Here is an 18,083-nt window from a genome sequence, read left to right as displayed (position 1 = left end):
TTACTATGAAAGTTAATGAATTGTCTGCTTGTCTTGCTACTTCGCGTCTATATGGGGATGGGGAGGTGGAGATTACTGATCTTCAGACGGATTCCCGCCGTGTAAGTCCGGGAGATCTATTTATTTGTTTACCCGGTCACACCGTAGACGGACACAAGTATGCTCCGCAAGCTGTAGCCTCTGGAGCATCCGCTATCGTATGTGAGCGTAAGCTAGAGCTTGATATTCCACAGATCGTTGTCGACGACTGCCGGTTCGCGATGTCTGTCATGTCGAATGCATTCTTTGGCTCACCTAGCAGCCGTATGAGAATGATCGGCGTTACGGGTACAAATGGTAAGACAACAACGACTTATCTTATTGAGCGGATTATGCAAGACCAGAATATGAAGACGGGTCTGATTGGAACCATTCAAATGCGTTATGACGGCCAAAGCTATCCGATGTCAGGCACTACTCCAGAATCGCTAGATCTGCAGCGCTCGCTTCATGATATGGCATCCAAAGGTGTGGAGTGTTGTGTAATGGAGGTTTCCTCTCACGCGCTTCAGCAAGGACGTGTGAAGGGTGCGGACTTCCGTACGGCAATATTTACGAACTTAACCCAGGATCATCTGGATTATCATCATACAATGGAGGAGTATCGGGCGGTTAAAGGTCTCTTCTTCTCTAGACTAGGAAATGTGATCTCCCCTTGGAAAGAAGAACGTAAATATGCAGTACTTAATGCTGATGATGAAGCCAGCCATTATTTTGCAGCCCAAACTGCGGCGGAAGTGATTACATATGGCATTGATAACAACGCTAATGTCAGGGCTTCGCAAATATCGATCACTGCAAAAGGAACTTTTTTCCATGTGGATACGTTTAAGGGTGAGACGGACATTTCACTTCGTATGGTTGGCAAGTTCAATGTCTATAATGCACTTGCAGCAATTACGGCTGCACTGTTGGAAGATGTGTCATTGTCAGATATCAAGACTAGTCTTGAGGCGATTGATGGGGTAGCTGGACGGGTGGAGTCAGTGGATGAGGGGCAAGAATATGCCGTTATCGTTGACTATGCACATACACCAGACGGGCTGGAAAATGTATTAAGAACGGTCTGCGAATTTGCCACAGGAAGAGTGCTTACTGTGTTTGGCTGTGGAGGAGACAGAGATCGCACGAAACGCCCTTTAATGGGTAAGATAGCTGCAAAATATAGCGATATGGTGTTCGTAACCTCTGACAACCCTCGGACGGAGGACCCTGGGCTAATTCTGAAGGATATAGAAGCAGGATTAGTGGAGGATGGAGTTACCTCTGATCGATATCATATGATTGTTGATCGCCGTGAAGCGATTGGGAAGGCTATTGAAATGGCAAGCTCTGGCGATGTAGTATTGATTGCGGGGAAAGGTCATGAGACCTATCAACTAATTGGTGGAGTGGTTCACGATTTCGATGACCGCATCGTCGCTAAAGAAGTTATAAGGGGTCGAAGCTATTGATTACAAGAACACTGGGACAAATTGCTGTGATGTGCGCAGGTGAACTTCCTGCTGCCGAAGCTATGAATATACCTCTTACGGGCGTCGTTACTGACTCCCGTAAGATAACAACAGGCTGTCTATTTGTCCCTCTATCTGGTGACAAATTTGATGGTCATCATTATGCTGCTTCATCTCTTGCTGCTGGCGCTGCAGGGACCTTGTGGCAGCGTGATAAAGGTCCTGCACCTGAGGGCGGCGGAGTCATTATTGTTGAAGATACGCTAGAGGCGCTTCAAAATCTGTCCGCTGCGTACTTGAATGAGCTCGCTCCAAAGGTTGTCGCTGTTACGGGCAGCAACGGAAAAACAACGACAAAAGACATCATCATGGCCTTGCTCGAAATGCAGTACAAGGTGCATAAGACAGAGGGGAACTTCAATAATCATATTGGTCTTCCGCTTACGATTCTATCTATGGCTGAGGATACAGAGATTGCTGTTCTTGAAATGGGTATGAGCTCGCGGGGAGAAATTGCTCTGCTGGCTTCTTTGGCTAGACCTGATATTGCAGTCATTACTAATATAGGCGAGTCGCATCTGCTGCAACTAGGATCACGCAAAGAAATTGCCCGTGCCAAGCTGGAGATAGTCGAAGGGTTAAAGCCTGGTGGATTGCTAATTTATAACGGTGATGAACCGCTGCTGACTGAGGTAATGCAAGAGTCCACTTTTGAGGCTCCGGAGGGGATGGTATCCTTTCGTTTTGGCCTGAACGGGGATAATGATGATTATCCGACAGGGATGATGTCCCATAGTGGTGGTATGACGTTTACGTCAAACCTTCATAAGGAACATGCTTTTACATTACCGCTGCCAGGTCAGCATAACGTTGTTAACGCGTTGGCTGCACTAGCGGTCGCTCGCCATTTTGGGGTAACGGATCAAAATGTAGAGAATGGGTTAAGTAAGCTCAAGTTGACGGGCATGCGGATTGAAGTGATTCGGGCTTCTTCCGGGCTTACACTTTTGAATGATGCTTATAATGCCAGTCCGACTTCTATGAAGGCGGCCATTGACGTGCTCCAAACTATGAAATGCAGTGGCAAAAAAATCGCAGTACTGGGGGACATGCTGGAACTAGGGCCGGATGAAATAGAGTTTCATAAAGAAATTGGCTACTACCTTGACCCCGCAGTGACTGATTTTGTATATACCTATGGCCCATTGTCAGTCCATATTGCAGAAGCTGCGAAGGAAAGATTTGGTAACGAGCGTGTGCTGGCTTTTACAGATAAGTCAGAATTAACAGCTGCTCTTATCGAGAAATGCAGTTCTAAGGATATTGTTCTGTTCAAAGGATCCAGAGGGATGAGGCTTGAGGAAGTACTTCAGAGCCTTAATCAAGAGAATAAACAGACCTAAATAAATGGAGGGGGTGCACCCATGGATTATCAACTATTGTTATTGACTATTGCTGTTTCTTTTATCCTTGCGGTCATTGCCGCTCCGCTCTTCATTCCGCTTCTGCGCAGGATGAAATTCGGACAGCAGGTGCGAGATGACGGACCGCAATCCCATTTAAAGAAAGCGGGAACGCCAACGATGGGCGGTATCGTAATCATCGTGGCTTTTACATTGGCTTATCTGAAATTTTCTGTGGTGAATAACGATTTTTACGTACTATTAGTGGCTACGCTTGGTTTTGGACTGATCGGATTTTTGGATGATTATATCAAAATCGTATTCAAGCGTTCGTTGGGCCTTACTGCGCGTCAAAAATTGTTCGGACAGCTGTTGGTAGGTGCTGTAATGTGCGGTCTGCTAATTTCTGCTGGACATAGCACAAGTATCAGCGTTCCGGGAACTGACTTCAGCTTTGACTGGGGCGGCTTTTTCTACTATCCATTCATTATCATTATGATGATGGCCGTAACGAATGCTGTTAACTTTACTGATGGAGTAGATGGTTTGCTGTCAGGAGTAAGTGCTATTGCTTTGGCGGCTTATGCTGTTGTAGCTATGCAGGCTACCTCGATTGCAGCTGGAGTGTGCGCAGCGGCAATGATTGGGGCAGTTCTCGGGTTTCTGGTCTTTAACGCCCATCCAGCTAAGGTGTTCATGGGAGATACCGGATCATTTGGTATTGGCGGCGCGATAGGTGCAATTGCTATTGTCACGAAGAGCGAACTGCTGTTTCTTATCATTGGCGGTGTGTTTGTGGTGGAAATGTTATCTGTCGTGATACAGGTGGTCTCTTTCAAAACCCGTGGCAAACGTGTATTTAGAATGAGCCCGATTCACCATCATTTTGAACTTGGTGGCTGGTCGGAATGGCGTGTGGTAATTTCGTTCTGGGCGGTAAGTTTGGTATTAGCCGCTGTTGGACTATTTATTAGCAAGGGGTTGTAGCGAATGAAACATCCAGATATGTATCGTGGTGAAGAAGTTGTAGTTCTTGGGCTCGCAAAAAGCGGTGTCCAGGTTGCTAAAGTGCTGCATGATCGAGGCGCTGTAGTTACGGTGAACGATAAAAAGGAAAGAGATCAAAGTCCCGAAGCTTCCGAATTGGAATCTTTGGGAATTTGTGTTATAAGCGGTGGGCATCCGGATGGACTGATTCATGAAGGTGTAAGTCTGGTCATTAAGAATCCAGGCATTCCTTATTCTGCGCCTCCTGTGCAAAAGGCTCTTGAGCTTGGCATTGAAGTAGTTACAGAGGTAGAAGTTGCTTACCGTCTTTGTGCAGCGCCGATGATTGGCATCACGGGATCCAATGGCAAGACGACAACGACGACCTGGGTAGGTCAAATGCTGGAAGCCGCAGGTATGAATCCGATTGTTGCAGGTAACATTGGCACGCCTCTCTGTGAGGCTGCTCAAGAAGCTACAGAGGATAACTGGATGGTGGTCGAACTCAGCAGCTTCCAGCTCAAAGGTACGGAAACTTTCCGCCCCAAAATAGGTTGTTTGTTGAATATTGCGGAGACCCACCTGGATTATCATGGGAGCATGAAGGATTATGTCGATTCCAAAGCAAAGCTGTTCGCTAATCAAGTAGCTACGGATACGGCTGTGCTGAACTGGGACGATCCCTTTTGCCGGGAACTTGTGCCATATATGAAGGCTACTATTCTTCCGTTCTCTATGTCCGAGGAGCTGACTCATGGTGTGTTTGTTAGCCCGTCCTATATTACGGATCAAGACGACGATCTGAAGCGCCGGATCATCTACCGCGAATCTGCAGAACAAGAAACAATCATTGCTGATGTAGATTCCATTGGCCTTCCGGGGCGTTTCAACGTGGGAAATGCACTGGCTGCATGTGGCATTGCCATTGCTGCTGGAGCTGACCCTTCTTTATTGGGCGAAGTGCTTGCTTCGTTTCGCGGTGTGGAGCACCGGCTGGAGTATGTAGCTGATAAGGCTGGGGCCACTTATTATAATAATTCCAAAGCAACGAACTCCAAAGCGACGATTATGGCATTAACGTCCTTCAAACGCCCCGTAGTGCTGATCGCTGGCGGATTAGACCGTGGTTCCGATTATTTGGAGCTGCTGCCTGTCCTGAGCGGTCGTGTTAAAGCGCTAGTAGCGTTAGGGGAAACTAAGGACAAGCTAACGAATGTAGCGCAGCTGGCAGGATTAAAGCAGATTATCTCCGTCGATAATGGGGAGAGTGCCGCCGCCGTGCTTGAGCAAGCTGTGCAGGAAGCTTCCGCTCTGGCGGAAGAAGGAGATATCGTTCTTTTGTCTCCTGCATGTGCAAGTTGGGATATGTTTACATCCTATGAAGAGCGCGGGCGTATTTTTAAAGAGGCGGTGCATAACCTTTAAGTAGGGGGGTGGATAAGCCCCATCCCTACTACGGATGCAAGAGGTGTGCTCCTGATGAACAAAACTCGTCATGCTCCCGATATTTGGTTGCTGATTCCTATTCTATCTTTGCTGGTGATCGGCATGGTGATGGTATACAGCGCCGGGTCCGTTCTGGGCTTCCGCAATTATGGAGATTCGTTTTACTTTGTAAAAAGACAGCTTTTGTTTGCAGGACTGGGACTAGTCGCAATGTTCGTTACGGCGAATACCGATTACAGGGTGTTGAAAAAGCTGGCTAAGCCGGCACTTCTGATCTGCTTTTTCTTACTTGTTATTGTGCTTATCCCCGGTATTGGTGTAGTACGTGGGGGCGCGCGCAGTTGGCTAGGAATTAGCTCTTTCGGGATTCAGCCTTCCGAGTTCATGAAGATGGGGATGATTCTATTCTTAGCCAACTGGCTAGGAAAAGAGGAATACGACATCACCTCCTTCACACGCGGCTTGCTCCCACCGCTTGCGCTCATTGGGTCAGCCTTCGCGCTGATTATGCTGCAGCCGGATCTGGGTACAGGCACTGTTATGTTTGGTGCAGCCTTGATGATGGTCTTCACAGCTGGGGCTAGAATGAAGCATTTACTTTCACTTGGCGTAGCTGGAGCAGCAGGGTTTGTTGCTTTGATTGCAGCAGCGCCTTACCGGCTGCAGCGGATTACCGCTTTTCTTGATCCTTGGTCCGACCCCCTTGGTGCAGGCTACCAGATTATTCAGTCGCTATATGCGATCGGTCCTGGGGGGCTCGGTGGTCTCGGATTAGGAATGAGTCGGCAGAAGTACAGTTATGTTCCTGAGCCACAAACTGATTTTATTTTTTCTATATTGGCCGAGGAGCTGGGGTTTATCGGTGGTTTGGCTGTGTTGATCCTATTTCTTATTCTAATCTGGCGCGGGATGAAGGTGGCGATGAGTCTGCCTGACCGTTTTGGAAGCTATCTGGCCGTTGGCATCGTCTGTATGGTGGCTGTGCAAGTCATTATTAATATTGGTGTTGTTATCGGTCTAATGCCTGTAACAGGCATCACGCTTCCTCTGATTAGCTATGGTGGATCTTCGCTTACACTGATGCTGACATCCCTTGGCATTCTATTGAACTTATCCCGTTTTGCGAGGTGAAAGAGATGCGTATCGTATTAAGCGGCGGAGGCACGGGTGGACATATCTATCCTGCGCTCGCTGTTGCTAGGCAAATGGAGTTGGAAGATAGCAAATCTACCTTCCTGTATATAGGTGGATCGCGTGGCTTAGAGAGCAAGCTTGTTCCACAAGAAAATATCCCTTTCAAATCTATTGACATCACCGGTTTTCGGCGCAAGCTGTCCATAGACAACGTCAAGACCGTGATGCGTTTCTTGAAGGGTGTTAAGGCTTCCAAAGAAATGTTAAGAGAATTCAAGCCAGATGTTGTGATTGGAACAGGCGGTTATGTATGTGGTCCGGTTGTTTATGCTGCATCCCGGTTAGGTATTCCTACTTTGATCCATGAACAAAATGCTATACCAGGTTTAACCAATCGCTTTTTGAGTCGGTATGCGAGTACGGTTGCCGTAAGTTTTGAAGGCACAGAGTCCTCTTTTCCGGGGAGCAAGCATGTGATTTATACTGGTAACCCACGTGCTACAACAGTTACTACAGCAAGTCCGCAACGAGGATTCGCATCGCTGGGTATTTCGGATGGCAGTACTGTAGTTTTGGTGGTTGGAGGCAGCCAGGGAGCTAAGGCTATTAATAGAGCCATGATTGAAATGGCCCCATTAGTGGGTAAGGGTAATGGTGTTCATTATGTGTATGTTACTGGTGAACCCTATTTTGAAGAGACCCGGGTGGAATTGCGTCAAAAGCTGGGTAGCTTACCAAACTGGTTGCATGTACTTCCTTATGTTCATAATATGCCAGAGGTGTTGGCTTGTACCTCTTTGATCGTTAATCGGGCTGGAGCATCTTTTCTCGCTGAGATTACAGCGCTGGGTATTCCCTCTGTACTCATTCCTTCTCCTAACGTGACTAACAACCATCAGGAAGCGAATGCAAGACAGCTGGAACGTGAGGGTGCTGCTGTGGTGCTACTTGAGAAAGATTTAAACGGCACGGCTCTTTATGAGGTGGTTCAAAAAATCATCGGAGCAGAAGCAGTGCGTGAACAGATGTCCGCGGCTTCCAAGCGACTCGGCAAAAGAGATTCTGCAGCAGTGATCACAAGCGAGCTCAGAAGACTTACAGGTAAGAAGTCTTAAGAAATCCTCTTTTTCTATATGGGTTTTCCTTATTGGCAGCTCTCTGTCACACACTTGGAGGAACGAACATAGGATAATCCTATAATCGTGACAATCACCCAGGACACTTCCAAACCTGAGATGTAGTGCAGGATATTCTTGAAATATAAGAAAGTATAGGTTTCACGTTATACATTATCCTTATATTTCTCGCTTAAACGCCTATCGTCCTTATAAAGGACGCCGAAGACGTTTATACTTGTACATTTCATATGAGCTTTTAACGGAAGTGTTTGTGGTGGGTGAGCGGTAATCTCGGAGGTGATACATTGGACAAATTGGTGATTGAGGGTGGAAATCCCCTGTCAGGCACCATTCGTATCCATGGAGCAAAAAATGCGGCGCTGCCGATTCTAGCGGCAAGCCTGCTGGCCGAAGGAGTTCACTCACTGCATAATGTGCCGAAGCTGCTGGACATCGAGACTATGCTAGACATCCTAGATCGGCTGGGCTGCAGGTGCGTGCATCAAGAGGATACGGTGACGATAGATACGTCTGCCGTCGGGACATCTCATATCCCTGAGGATTTAATGCGGCAGATGAGATCTTCTATTTTTTTAATGGGACCGCTGTTATCCAGATTTGGAGAGGTAACGATCTATCAGCCAGGGGGCTGTGCAATCGGAGAGCGTAAAATCGATCTTCATCTACAAGGGCTTAAGGCGCTTGGTGCGGAGATCGAAGAGAGCAATGGACGAATATTCTGTCGAGGCTCTAAGCTTATAGGGAGTGATATTCATCTCGACTATCCAAGTGTAGGGGCAACGGAGAATATTATGATGGCTGCCGCAAAGGCAGAGGGTACAACAACGATATCGGGGGCAGCGAGAGAGCCGGAGATACAGGACTTGCAGCAATTTTTGAATAGTATGGGTGCTCAGATTATAGGTGCAGGTACGGACACCATTACGATTCAAGGTGTTAAAAACCTGCATCCCTGTACGTACGAGGTGATACCTGACCGGATTGTGGCTGGAACCGTAATGATTGCGGCGGCGGCTACACGGGGGAATGTGACTTTGACACATGCCAACGCGGGGCATCTGACTTCGCTTATTCATGTGCTCAAGCGGGCTGGTGTTCAAATCACAGTGTGCAATGATATAATTAATGTCAGTTGTATGGGGCGCCCGCGTGCTGTTGAGAGAATTGTGACTTCTCCTTATCCTTCTTTCCCAACAGATCTGCAATCTCAGGTCATGGTGCTGTTGTCTCTTGCCGATGGCTTCAGTGTAATCAAAGAGACGGTGTTTGAGGGACGATTCAAGCATGTTGAAGAAATGGCTCGGATGGGCGCTGATATTTCTATCGACTTGAATCGTGCGTTTATACGCGGTGTTCAGAGATTGTATGGTGCTACTGTGGAAGCTACTGATTTGCGGGCTGGTGCTGCTCTGGTCATTGCTGGTCTCGCTGCACAAGGGACTACAGTCGTTGAGCAAGCACACCACATTGACCGTGGGTATGATGGAATAGAGATGCTGTTTCAGAAGCTTGGTGCGCGTATAAGCCGCAAGGTACCCATACCGGATCCACTTGATTTGGCCAATTAAAGCTCCCTGTCTCCTTCAGTTCTAGCTAGGAAGGAGACAGGGCCTTATTACGGAGATATGAGAATGACAACAACCCGATTACCTCTTCTTAAAGAGGACAAGCCTAAGAAAAAAATGAGCCGTAAAATTACGGCGATCCTGCTGCTATTGTTCACTGCGCTTCTTGCTGTGATTTTTTTCAGATCGTCTATTAGTCACATTACAGTGATAGATTTTCAGGGAAGCAAGTATTCTACTAGTGAAGAATTACTCTCGCAAAGTGGAATTCATATAGGTGGACAATTCTTTGCTGTTTCTACGAAAGATGTGGAACAATCTCTGTTAGAGCTTAAGACGGTTAAGAATGTGACCGTAAAGAAGGATTTCCCCGGGGTAATCACAGTGAAGATTGAAGAATTTCCTGCGGTGGCCTATGAACTGGAACAGGGGGGCGTCTTAAAGGCGATTCTGTCGAGTGGGGCAGCGGTGTCTATTAATGAGACTGGTATTGCTGTAGAGAAGCCTATATTAACTAACTGGGATCCAGCCGATCCTAATAAGGCTATCCTATGTCAAACGCTAGGAAGTATTGCTAATGAGTTGACAAGTGATATTTCTGAGATTGTTCCCTCACCAACTTTGTCATTTCCAGACCGTATCAAGCTCTATACAAGATCCCGTTTCGAGGTGATTACATCTATCTCTTTATTGAAGAGCAAAGTGTCCTATTTGAATCAGGTAATAGAGACCAAGGAGCCTGGACTTATCACGATGCTTGAAGCCGACTCGTATGTTCCTTTTCAGGTCGAAAGTGAGGAGCAAAAGGGCGATGAGCAAAAAGATGTGCAAGAGTAGAGTAGAGGTCAATAGTCCCTACTAATAGAGTTGAAAAAATGCTACAATCGGATTTACGGGCAAGAAGCTATATCCCTCTTTTTTCTTCGATTTTTTTGAAATATAATGCTTTATGTGGTTGTAAATGTTCAAATAACCAAAAAAAGGCTTATATTTCTTGTGATATTTGTCATTCTTATAAAAATTTATGATTAACTATTCACATTAAGGGATGTTGGAATATTATTCCGTTCAAAAAATTTGTAGAAAAAAGAGGGAAAGGGTTAGGTATGTTGAATATGTACAGAGAAGTTTCCCGGGACAGGGATAAGGTTATGCAAATTATTTCGATTATAACAGGAGGTGCCATAGGACTTGAGCAACAATGACATCATTGTTAGTTTGGACATCGGTACATCCAAAGTTCGGGCAATAATTGGGGAAGTTACCAATGGAACCTTTAATATTATTGGCGTTGGATCTGCTGATTCGGAAGGAATACGTAAAGGCGCGATTGTAGATATCGACCAAACTGTGCAATCGATCAAAAGTGCTATAGATCATGCAGAGCAAATGGTGGGTATTCAAATATCAGAGGTTTATGTAGGCATTTCCGGTAATCATATTGGCCTGCAATCCAGCCACGGTGTCGTGGCCGTTCAGAATGAGGATCGTGAAATCGGTGAGGATGATATCGATCGCGTTATTAAAGCTGCGGAAGTCATCGCAATGCCTCCGGAGCGAGAAGTGATTGATGTTGTTCCTAAACAATTTATCGTCGATGGTCTCGAAGGTATTCAGGACCCCCGCGGGATGATTGGCGTTCGTCTTGAAGTTGACGCAACCATCATTACGGGTGCTAAGACGCCAATACATAATCTACTACGCTGTGTTGAGAAATCAGGACTGAAAGTGAAGGATCTTGTGCTGATGTCTCTTGGAGCTGGTGGATTGGCGCTATCCAAGGACGAGAAATCGATGGGATCTGTTCTGGTTGATATCGGTGCCGGGTCGACAACGATCGCCATATACGAAGAAAGTTCCCTTTGTGCAACCTCCACGATTCCGATCGGAGGAGAATTTGTAACTAATGACATTGCATACGGACTACGTACACTTACTGATCAAGCGGAGAAAGTAAAGCTGAAGTATGGTTGCGCATGGATTGACGATGCAGCTTCTGACGTTGTCTTCAAAGTGCTGCGCATTGGCAGTAACGTGGAGAAGGAATTTAACCAAGAGGACTTAGCGGCAATTATCGAGCCACGGGTGCAAGAAATCTTCCATCTGATTAAACAGGAAGTGAAACGGCTTGGTTACAGTGAACTGCCTGGAGGTTATATACTAACGGGTGGAACTGTCTCGATGCCTGGCGTATTAAAAGCGGCTCAGACTGAGCTGGCCGCATCTGTGCGCATCGCTGTACCGGATTATATCGGTGTGCGGGACCCTGGGTTTACCGGAGGTGTCGGTATCCTGCATAATGTTGTCCGTAGCTTCCGTGGAAGAAGTAGTGGCGGAAGCAGCAACAAAAAGACGGTCAACCGGAGTAAGCAGAACGCTGCTCCAAATCAGGAAACGGTTCAGAAGACCGGGTTTGTCGAGCGTCTAAAGAACATGTTCAGCGAGTTTATATAAGTGTAAGTCCAGATATACTTGGACTGGCCATCCAAGCACATTGAGGGGGAGATGGAACAATATGTTAGAATTTGATTTTGAAATGGAGAGCTTGGCGCAAATAAAAGTCATCGGCGTGGGCGGCGGCGGTAGTAATGCTGTCAACCGGATGATTGAAAATGGCGTTCAGGGTGTAGAATTTATTACGGTTAATACAGACGCCCAAGCGTTGCATATGGCCAAATCGGAGCACAAGCTGCAAATCGGGGACAAGCTGACCCGCGGGTTGGGTGCAGGAGCTAATCCTGAAGTCGGTAAGAAGGCAGCAGAAGAATCCCGTGACTTAATCTCTAATACCCTTAAGGGCGCAGATATGGTGTTTGTTACTGCAGGGATGGGTGGCGGTACTGGAACAGGTGCAGCACCAGTTATAGCTGAAATTGCTAGAGAGTGTGGAGCCTTGACTGTGGGTGTAGTTACTCGCCCGTTCACTTTTGAAGGAAGAAAACGATATAACCAGGCAATGCTTGGAATCGAAGCTTTGAAAGAAAAAGTCGACACGCTAATCGTCATTCCAAATGACCGTTTGCTTGAGATCGTTGATAAGAAAACACCGATGTTGGAAGCTTTCCGTGAAGCAGATAATGTTCTCCGGCAGGCTGTTCAAGGTATCTCTGACCTAATTAAGGTTCCTGGTCTGATTAACCTTGACTTTGCGGATGTAAAGACGATTATGACAGAGCGCGGTTCAGCGCTTATGGGTATTGGTATTGCAAATGGTGAGAACCGTGCGTCTGAAGCAGCACGTAAAGCCATTATGAGCCCACTTTTGGAAACGTCTATTGAAGGCGCCCGCGGCGTAATTATGAACATTACGGGAGGATCCAACCTCTCTCTATATGAAGTTAATGAAGCGGCTGAGATCGTTACATCCGCCTCTGATCCTGAAGTGAATATGATCTTTGGTGCGATTATTGATGAAGGCCTGAAGGATGATATCAAAGTAACAGTAATTGCTACTGGCTTTGAACATAAACCATCGCCTGAAACTCCAGGACGTCGTCCAGTCTCGACGAATAACGAGCCTGCGGCAGCACCGGATAAGAGTTCAGCTAATTTACGTCCTTTCGGCAATCAGAGTTCTTCTGATCAGCTCGATATTCCGACGTTCCTGCGTAATCGGACTCGGGGCAACAACGATTAATTAAAAAGAATTAAGATTATACGAGAACACCGTATCGCTTAGCTGATTAGCTATGGCGGTATGGTGTTTTTTTGCATACATGTAAGTAAGGATCGATCAAGAGAGTCAACAGCATGGTGTGGCTCACAGATGTCCATGGTTGGCTAAGCGTTAATGATAACTGGAAACCTCCAAGCGCCGTCCGGTGGGGAATCCTGCAAATCTGCAGCTTTTCTTGCACCAGAAAATGATTTCAAGCCAAAAGTAAGGATAAAGCTATATATTTGCAGTTTTAAAGAATTTCCATAAAGAAGGAATAAATCCTCACGCGCTATAACTCGACAAAAAAACCGCAAGAATGCCCCCCAAGTTTAGACAGACTTTGAATGCGAGACTTTCTATACTAATCATATCGTCCAAAAAACAGAGCCTGATCCATTTTGGCTACAGGATAGATTCCGCCATTAAGCAGGTGAATGCACTGGTTGTTTATATTGACTTGATATTCGCCGCCAATCTAGTGATCGACGGAATTCTTTTGTGGCTGACAGGCTGGATGGTTAAGCTGAGAATCTCATGGTGGCGTTTAATCCTCTCAGCACTTGTTGGCGCACTGTATGTGGTGATGATGTTTGTACCGGAACTGTCTTTCATGTATACCTTCCTTATTAAGTTTGGATTGTCGGTGGTTATGCTATGGATTGCCTTTGGTTTTGGGAGTCTGCAAAGCTACCTTCGCACTATGGGAGCTTTCTATATTATCAATTTTGCAGCTGCGGGTGGGATCGTTGGTATTCACTATTTGCTGCAGAGCTCCAGCGAGATTTGGAATGGTATTATGTTCACCGCTTCAGGAGGGCATGCTTACGGCTTAAAGATCGGCTTTTGGTTTGTCATTGCGGTATTTCCCCTGGTGTTAATCTGCTTCAAGGCAGTGCAATCTTCACGAATCAGAAGGGAGCAGCTTGAAACCTATATCGGTGAGGTGGTTGTTGAAATTGATGGGGTAAGTGTTTCCTGTCCTGGCCTGTTAGACACAGGTAACCGGCTCTGTGACCCTTTGACTCGCATTCCGGTGATGGTGATGGAATCGACGCTATGGGAGGGGCATCTGCCTGCTGCATGGAAAGGGAGACTCACTCAGGATGGTGCGGACAGACTTTTGCTAGAAACGGACGGGCAGTCGTTCGCTTGGCAGGATAGGATGCGGCTAGTACCTTATAGGGGGATTAACCGAGGGTCATCATTTATGCTCGCACTGAAGCCGGACCTTGTGACGATAAAGCTTGGTGAAGATACCTTTTATAGTAAAAGAGTCTTAATTGGGCTGGATGGCGGGACACTGTCTGGAGATGGGGCCTATCGGGCGATCATTCATCCGGATTTAACTCAAAGAGAGAGCACTACTGATGCAGCACTACCTTCCTAATCTTAAAATCTAGCTGAGCTAAACTTTTGAGGGCTGAAAGCGGGAATTGAAAGCTTCATATGCGAACCGTGTACTTCTTGGAGGAGGAACAATAATGATCAAATGGAAAATTGCTCTGCAGCTGCAATATTACCGCATGCTGTTTCTACTGGGGCTGAAGAGTCAGGAAATCTATTATATTGGCGGGAGCGAGGCTCTTCCTCCACCGCTGACACGGGAAGAAGAAGAGTATCTGCTTCAGCGGCTATCCAGCGGTGATGCAGCTGTTCGTGCGATGCTGATTGAGCGTAACCTGCGCCTCGTAGTATATATCGCTCGCAAATTTGAGAATACCGGAATCAATATTGAAGACCTGGTTTCGATAGGGGCTATCGGATTAATCAAGGCGGTTAACACATTTGATCCCGAGAAAAAAATAAAACTAGCTACGTATGCATCTCGCTGCATAGAGAATGAAATTTTGATGTATTTGCGGCGTAATAGTAAGACACGAAGTGAGGTTTCTTTTGATGAACCTCTTAATATTGATTGGGATGGTAATGAGTTGCTGCTCTCAGACGTATTAGGAACGGAAAATGATACCATTTACCGAAACATTGAAGAACAGGTCGATCGCAAGCTGCTGCAGAAGGCGCTGGAAAAGCTGAGCGAACGCGAAAGACTCATTATGGAGCTGCGATTCGGACTGCGTGGAGGCGAAGAAAAGACACAAAAAGATGTGGCGGATCTGCTTGGTATTTCCCAATCTTACATTTCTCGTCTGGAGAAACGAATTATTAAGCGGCTACGTAAGGAGTTTAACAAGATGGTGTAGGGTGAAATTAGCAAGGAATAAAATGGCCAACCCGGGAGATAATGTACAGTAATGTTTCTCCTTGGGAGGTAAATCATCATGACCCGAAATAAAGTCGAGATTTGCGGTGTGGATACTGCTAAGCTGCCTGTTCTAACGAACGTGGAAATGCGGCAACTGTTCACTTCGCTGCAGCAGCAGGGCGAGCGATCCGCCAGAGAGAAATTGGTAAATGGTAATCTTAGGCTCGTTCTAAGTGTTATCCAGAGGTTTAATAACAGGGGAGAATTTGTTGACGATTTGTTTCAGGTGGGCTGCATCGGTCTGATGAAAGCCATCGATAATTTCGATTTATCACAAAACGTTAAGTTCTCCACATATGCGGTTCCGATGATTATTGGTGAGATCCGTCGCTACTTGCGTGATAACAACCCAATACGAGTATCGCGTTCACTCAGAGACATTGCTTACAAGGCGCTGCAGGTACGCGATAGTCTGACCAATCAGAATTCGCGGGAACCGACGATATTCGAAATTTCTGAAGCGCTTGGTGTACCGAAGGAAGATGTAGTCTTTGCCCTTGATGCTATTCAGGATCCAGTGTCCTTATTCGAACCGATCTATCATGACGGTGGCGATCCTATTTATGTAATGGACCAGATTAGCGATGATAAGAATAAGGATGTGTCGTGGATCGAAGAAATCGCCTTACGTGAAGCGATGCGAAAGCTAGGTCAGCGGGAGAAACGAATTTTATCCATGCGGTTTTTCGAAGGAAAGACTCAAATGGAGGTCGCAGATGAGATTGGTATCTCACAGGCACAGGTCTCACGCCTAGAGAAATCTGCGATTCAGCAAATGCAAAAGCATGTGAAGTCTTAAATCGTCTGAAATGAGGAGATATCTAGAATCCGTTTAAGGATTCTAGGTGATCTCCTCTTTTTATGGTTTCAGGAAGTATATACTTGTGGGGATTTTTCATGCATGTGGCCAAGCTTTCATAACATATATTGGACTGTAGGTCTGATTGTACAGGGGTGGTGAAATGAACGAGGATTATGTAGGATCAGCTAAAAAAATGAAAATCTCTGATTTTCAGACTAAGGACGTTATTAACATTGTGGACGGTAAGCGGCTGGGCCAAATCAGCGACTTGGAGCTTGATTTACGCCGAGGTGTTATTGATGCCATCGTAATTCCCGGATACACTCGGTTTATGGGATTGTTCGGAGGTGGAACAGATCTGATTATTCCATGGCGAAATATTGTCAAAATCGGGTCTGATGTAGTGCTTGTGAAGATTGAGGAATCAAGAATGCCTCAAGGGCAGGACGAGCGGGAGACGATGTATCTGGAACGAGGGGAACGAAGCGAACGGCGCACTTATTAATTAGGTGCGTTTTTTGTTTTTTTATAAAAAAATTCGAAATGGCATAGCTTAAAAAGTTAGTAAATTGAGCTTTCTAGCTTAATCGGCATTTTGTGGGGGTATTTACATGTGGTACACTAAGGCGGAGGTGAGGAAATGGAACCGTTTGTGCAGGGAAAGGAAACACTTATGCTGCTCCATCTGGAGCCTTGGCGTGTGAAGCATAAAGAAATTACAGCAGGTTTTAACGGTAGACAGGGAGGGGCTAGCAAAGAGCCTTATGACAGCCTGAATTGTGCATTTCATGTTGGGGATGCTCCAGAAGATGTTTTAAAGAATCGTAGGGCACTTGCTGAAGCGCTTGATTTCAAGCCGGAAGCTTGGACCTGTGGAGAACAAACCCATGGAGCAGAAATAGCAGTGGTAAGGGAAGCTGATCGTGGTCGTGGGCAAAAGGATAGAGCCTCGGCATTCCAGGCAACGGATGGTTTACTTACAGATGTACCGGGAGTTTTGCTGACTTCTTTTTATGCGGATTGCGTGCCTCTTTACTTTTATGATCCAGTGCATCAAGTCGTCGGTCTTGCGCATGCCGGTTGGAAGGGAACTGTGGCCCAGATTGCAGCCGCCATGGTGAGTAAAATGGAGAACATTTACGGAAGCCATCCACAGGACATTATCGCAGCGATCGGACCGTCCATTGGCGACTGCTGTTATGAGGTGGATGATTATGTGATGGAGCATGTTCGTCAATTGGAGGATGAGCTGAGCAAGCTGACAGAAACAACTGACACTGTGGGGCTATACAGAACATCTGACACAGATACGAACAAATACATGCTAAACTTGAAAGAAATGAATCGACGCATTATGATTAAAGCAGGAATCTTGCCGACTCATATCGAATGTACATCTTGGTGTACAAGCTGTAATCAGGACTTGTTCTTTTCTTATCGTAAAGAAAATGGGGTTACAGGTAGGATGACGAGCTGGATCGGAATAAAGGAGAGTTGAAAGTTGGCTTTAACACTGCAGGAGAGAATTGCTGAGGTAGAGGAACGTGTAGCACGTGCCTGCGCGGCAAGCGGCCGGGATCGAAATGACGTCAAGGTAATTGCGGTGACGAAATATGTTTCTCTGGAAATGGTGTCCTCCGTATTGGAGGCAGGCCTAGAGCATATTGCCGAGAGTCGCTGGCAGGATGCTGAGCACAAATGGAAGGTTTTAGGGGACCAAGGGACATGGCATTTTATCGGGCATTTGCAAACCAATAAGGTTAAAGACGTTATTGGCAAGTTTCAATATATACACTCTTTGGACCGGATATCCCTGGCACAAGAATTACACAAAAAGGCGATTGCCGCAGATCAAGAAGTGAATGTCTTTCTTCAAGTGAACATCTCTGGAGAAGATACGAAATTTGGTCTGTCGCCTGAGGCAGTACCTGGATTTTTACGTGAAATTGCTAGTCTCGACCGTGTAAAAGTAATTGGACTAATGACAATGGCGCCTTTAGAAGGTGATCCGGAGCTTACCCGTCCTGTATTTCGCGGACTTCGTGAGCTGCGCGATGAGCTCAATCAACTTGCTTTGACACCTGAGCCGATTACGGAGCTATCGATGGGAATGTCGAATGATTTTGAGGTTGCGATACAGGAAGGAGCTACCTGGGTACGCCTAGGTACGGTGTTAGTAGGCCATTAGGAGGG

Annotated in this window: 16 protein-coding genes; all 16 read left to right on the top strand. The window is 46.3% G+C overall.

Going from position 1 to position 18,083, the window contains the following annotated elements; translation table 11 throughout:
- Window positions 1-5 precede the first annotated feature (5 nt).
- Window positions 6-1,493 carry a UDP-N-acetylmuramoyl-L-alanyl-D-glutamate--2,6-diaminopimelate ligase gene (locus NST74_RS22245; RefSeq protein WP_341114473.1) on the top strand — a complete coding sequence of 496 codons (1,488 nt, stop codon included), beginning with the start codon at window positions 6-8 and terminating at the stop codon, window positions 1,491-1,493.
- Window positions 1,490-2,896, top strand: a complete 1,407-nt coding sequence (locus tag NST74_RS22240; protein WP_341114472.1) for a UDP-N-acetylmuramoyl-tripeptide--D-alanyl-D-alanine ligase — start codon at window positions 1,490-1,492, stop codon at window positions 2,894-2,896. The genes NST74_RS22245 and NST74_RS22240 overlap by 4 nt, the downstream gene beginning before the upstream one ends.
- A gap of 21 nt (window positions 2,897-2,917) precedes the next feature.
- Window positions 2,918-3,883 (top strand): phospho-N-acetylmuramoyl-pentapeptide-transferase, encoded by a 966-nt coding sequence (gene mraY / locus NST74_RS22235; protein ID WP_042130241.1) that lies wholly within the window; start codon window positions 2,918-2,920, stop codon window positions 3,881-3,883.
- A gap of 3 nt (window positions 3,884-3,886) precedes the next feature.
- Window positions 3,887-5,308, top strand: coding sequence for a UDP-N-acetylmuramoyl-L-alanine--D-glutamate ligase (gene murD, locus NST74_RS22230; RefSeq protein WP_341114471.1), 1,422 nt, complete (start codon window positions 3,887-3,889; stop codon window positions 5,306-5,308).
- 54 nt (window positions 5,309-5,362) lie between these two features.
- On the top strand, window positions 5,363-6,460 hold the full coding sequence (spoVE, locus tag NST74_RS22225) for a stage V sporulation protein E (RefSeq protein WP_042130238.1): 1,098 nt from the start codon (window positions 5,363-5,365) through the stop codon (window positions 6,458-6,460).
- Window positions 6,461-6,465: 5 nt separating this feature from the next.
- Window positions 6,466-7,578, top strand: coding sequence for an undecaprenyldiphospho-muramoylpentapeptide beta-N-acetylglucosaminyltransferase (gene murG / locus NST74_RS22220; protein WP_341114470.1), 1,113 nt, complete (start codon window positions 6,466-6,468; stop codon window positions 7,576-7,578).
- A gap of 308 nt (window positions 7,579-7,886) precedes the next feature.
- On the top strand, window positions 7,887-9,170 hold the full coding sequence (murA, locus tag NST74_RS22215; protein ID WP_076117266.1) for a UDP-N-acetylglucosamine 1-carboxyvinyltransferase: 1,284 nt from the start codon (window positions 7,887-7,889) through the stop codon (window positions 9,168-9,170).
- A 63-nt stretch (window positions 9,171-9,233) separates the two neighbouring features.
- Complete coding sequence (locus tag NST74_RS22210; RefSeq protein ID WP_042130232.1) at window positions 9,234-10,004, top strand: cell division protein FtsQ/DivIB; 771 nt, start codon at window positions 9,234-9,236, stop codon at window positions 10,002-10,004.
- 354 nt (window positions 10,005-10,358) lie between these two features.
- Window positions 10,359-11,621 carry a cell division protein FtsA gene (gene ftsA / locus NST74_RS22205; RefSeq protein ID WP_076117264.1) on the top strand — a complete coding sequence of 421 codons (1,263 nt, stop codon included), beginning with the start codon at window positions 10,359-10,361 and terminating at the stop codon, window positions 11,619-11,621.
- A 61-nt stretch (window positions 11,622-11,682) separates the two neighbouring features.
- Window positions 11,683-12,804 carry a cell division protein FtsZ gene (ftsZ, locus tag NST74_RS22200; protein ID WP_042130228.1) on the top strand — a complete coding sequence of 374 codons (1,122 nt, stop codon included), beginning with the start codon at window positions 11,683-11,685 and terminating at the stop codon, window positions 12,802-12,804.
- 460 nt (window positions 12,805-13,264) lie between these two features.
- A complete protein-coding gene (spoIIGA, locus tag NST74_RS22195) occupies window positions 13,265-14,212 on the top strand; it encodes a sigma-E processing peptidase SpoIIGA (RefSeq protein WP_081389730.1) in 948 nt (315 codons plus the stop codon).
- Between the two features lie 94 nt (window positions 14,213-14,306).
- A complete protein-coding gene (sigE, locus tag NST74_RS22190; RefSeq protein WP_375103692.1) occupies window positions 14,307-15,026 on the top strand; it encodes an RNA polymerase sporulation sigma factor SigE in 720 nt (239 codons plus the stop codon).
- Between the two features lie 78 nt (window positions 15,027-15,104).
- A complete protein-coding gene (sigG, locus tag NST74_RS22185) occupies window positions 15,105-15,887 on the top strand; it encodes an RNA polymerase sporulation sigma factor SigG (protein WP_036683631.1) in 783 nt (260 codons plus the stop codon).
- A 163-nt stretch (window positions 15,888-16,050) separates the two neighbouring features.
- Window positions 16,051-16,395, top strand: coding sequence for a YlmC/YmxH family sporulation protein (locus tag NST74_RS22180; protein WP_341114468.1), 345 nt, complete (start codon window positions 16,051-16,053; stop codon window positions 16,393-16,395).
- A 135-nt stretch (window positions 16,396-16,530) separates the two neighbouring features.
- Window positions 16,531-17,388, top strand: a complete 858-nt coding sequence (gene pgeF / locus NST74_RS22175) for a peptidoglycan editing factor PgeF (protein WP_341114467.1) — start codon at window positions 16,531-16,533, stop codon at window positions 17,386-17,388.
- A gap of 3 nt (window positions 17,389-17,391) precedes the next feature.
- On the top strand, window positions 17,392-18,078 hold the full coding sequence (locus NST74_RS22170) for a YggS family pyridoxal phosphate-dependent enzyme (protein ID WP_042190837.1): 687 nt from the start codon (window positions 17,392-17,394) through the stop codon (window positions 18,076-18,078).
- Window positions 18,079-18,083 lie beyond the last annotated feature (5 nt).

The organism is Paenibacillus sp. FSL F4-0125 (assembly GCF_038008565.1).
Taxonomy (GTDB): domain Bacteria; phylum Bacillota; class Bacilli; order Paenibacillales; family Paenibacillaceae; genus Paenibacillus_AQ.
The sequence above is the reverse complement of the archived record's forward strand: the minus strand, read 5'-3'. Positions and strand labels throughout refer to the sequence as shown.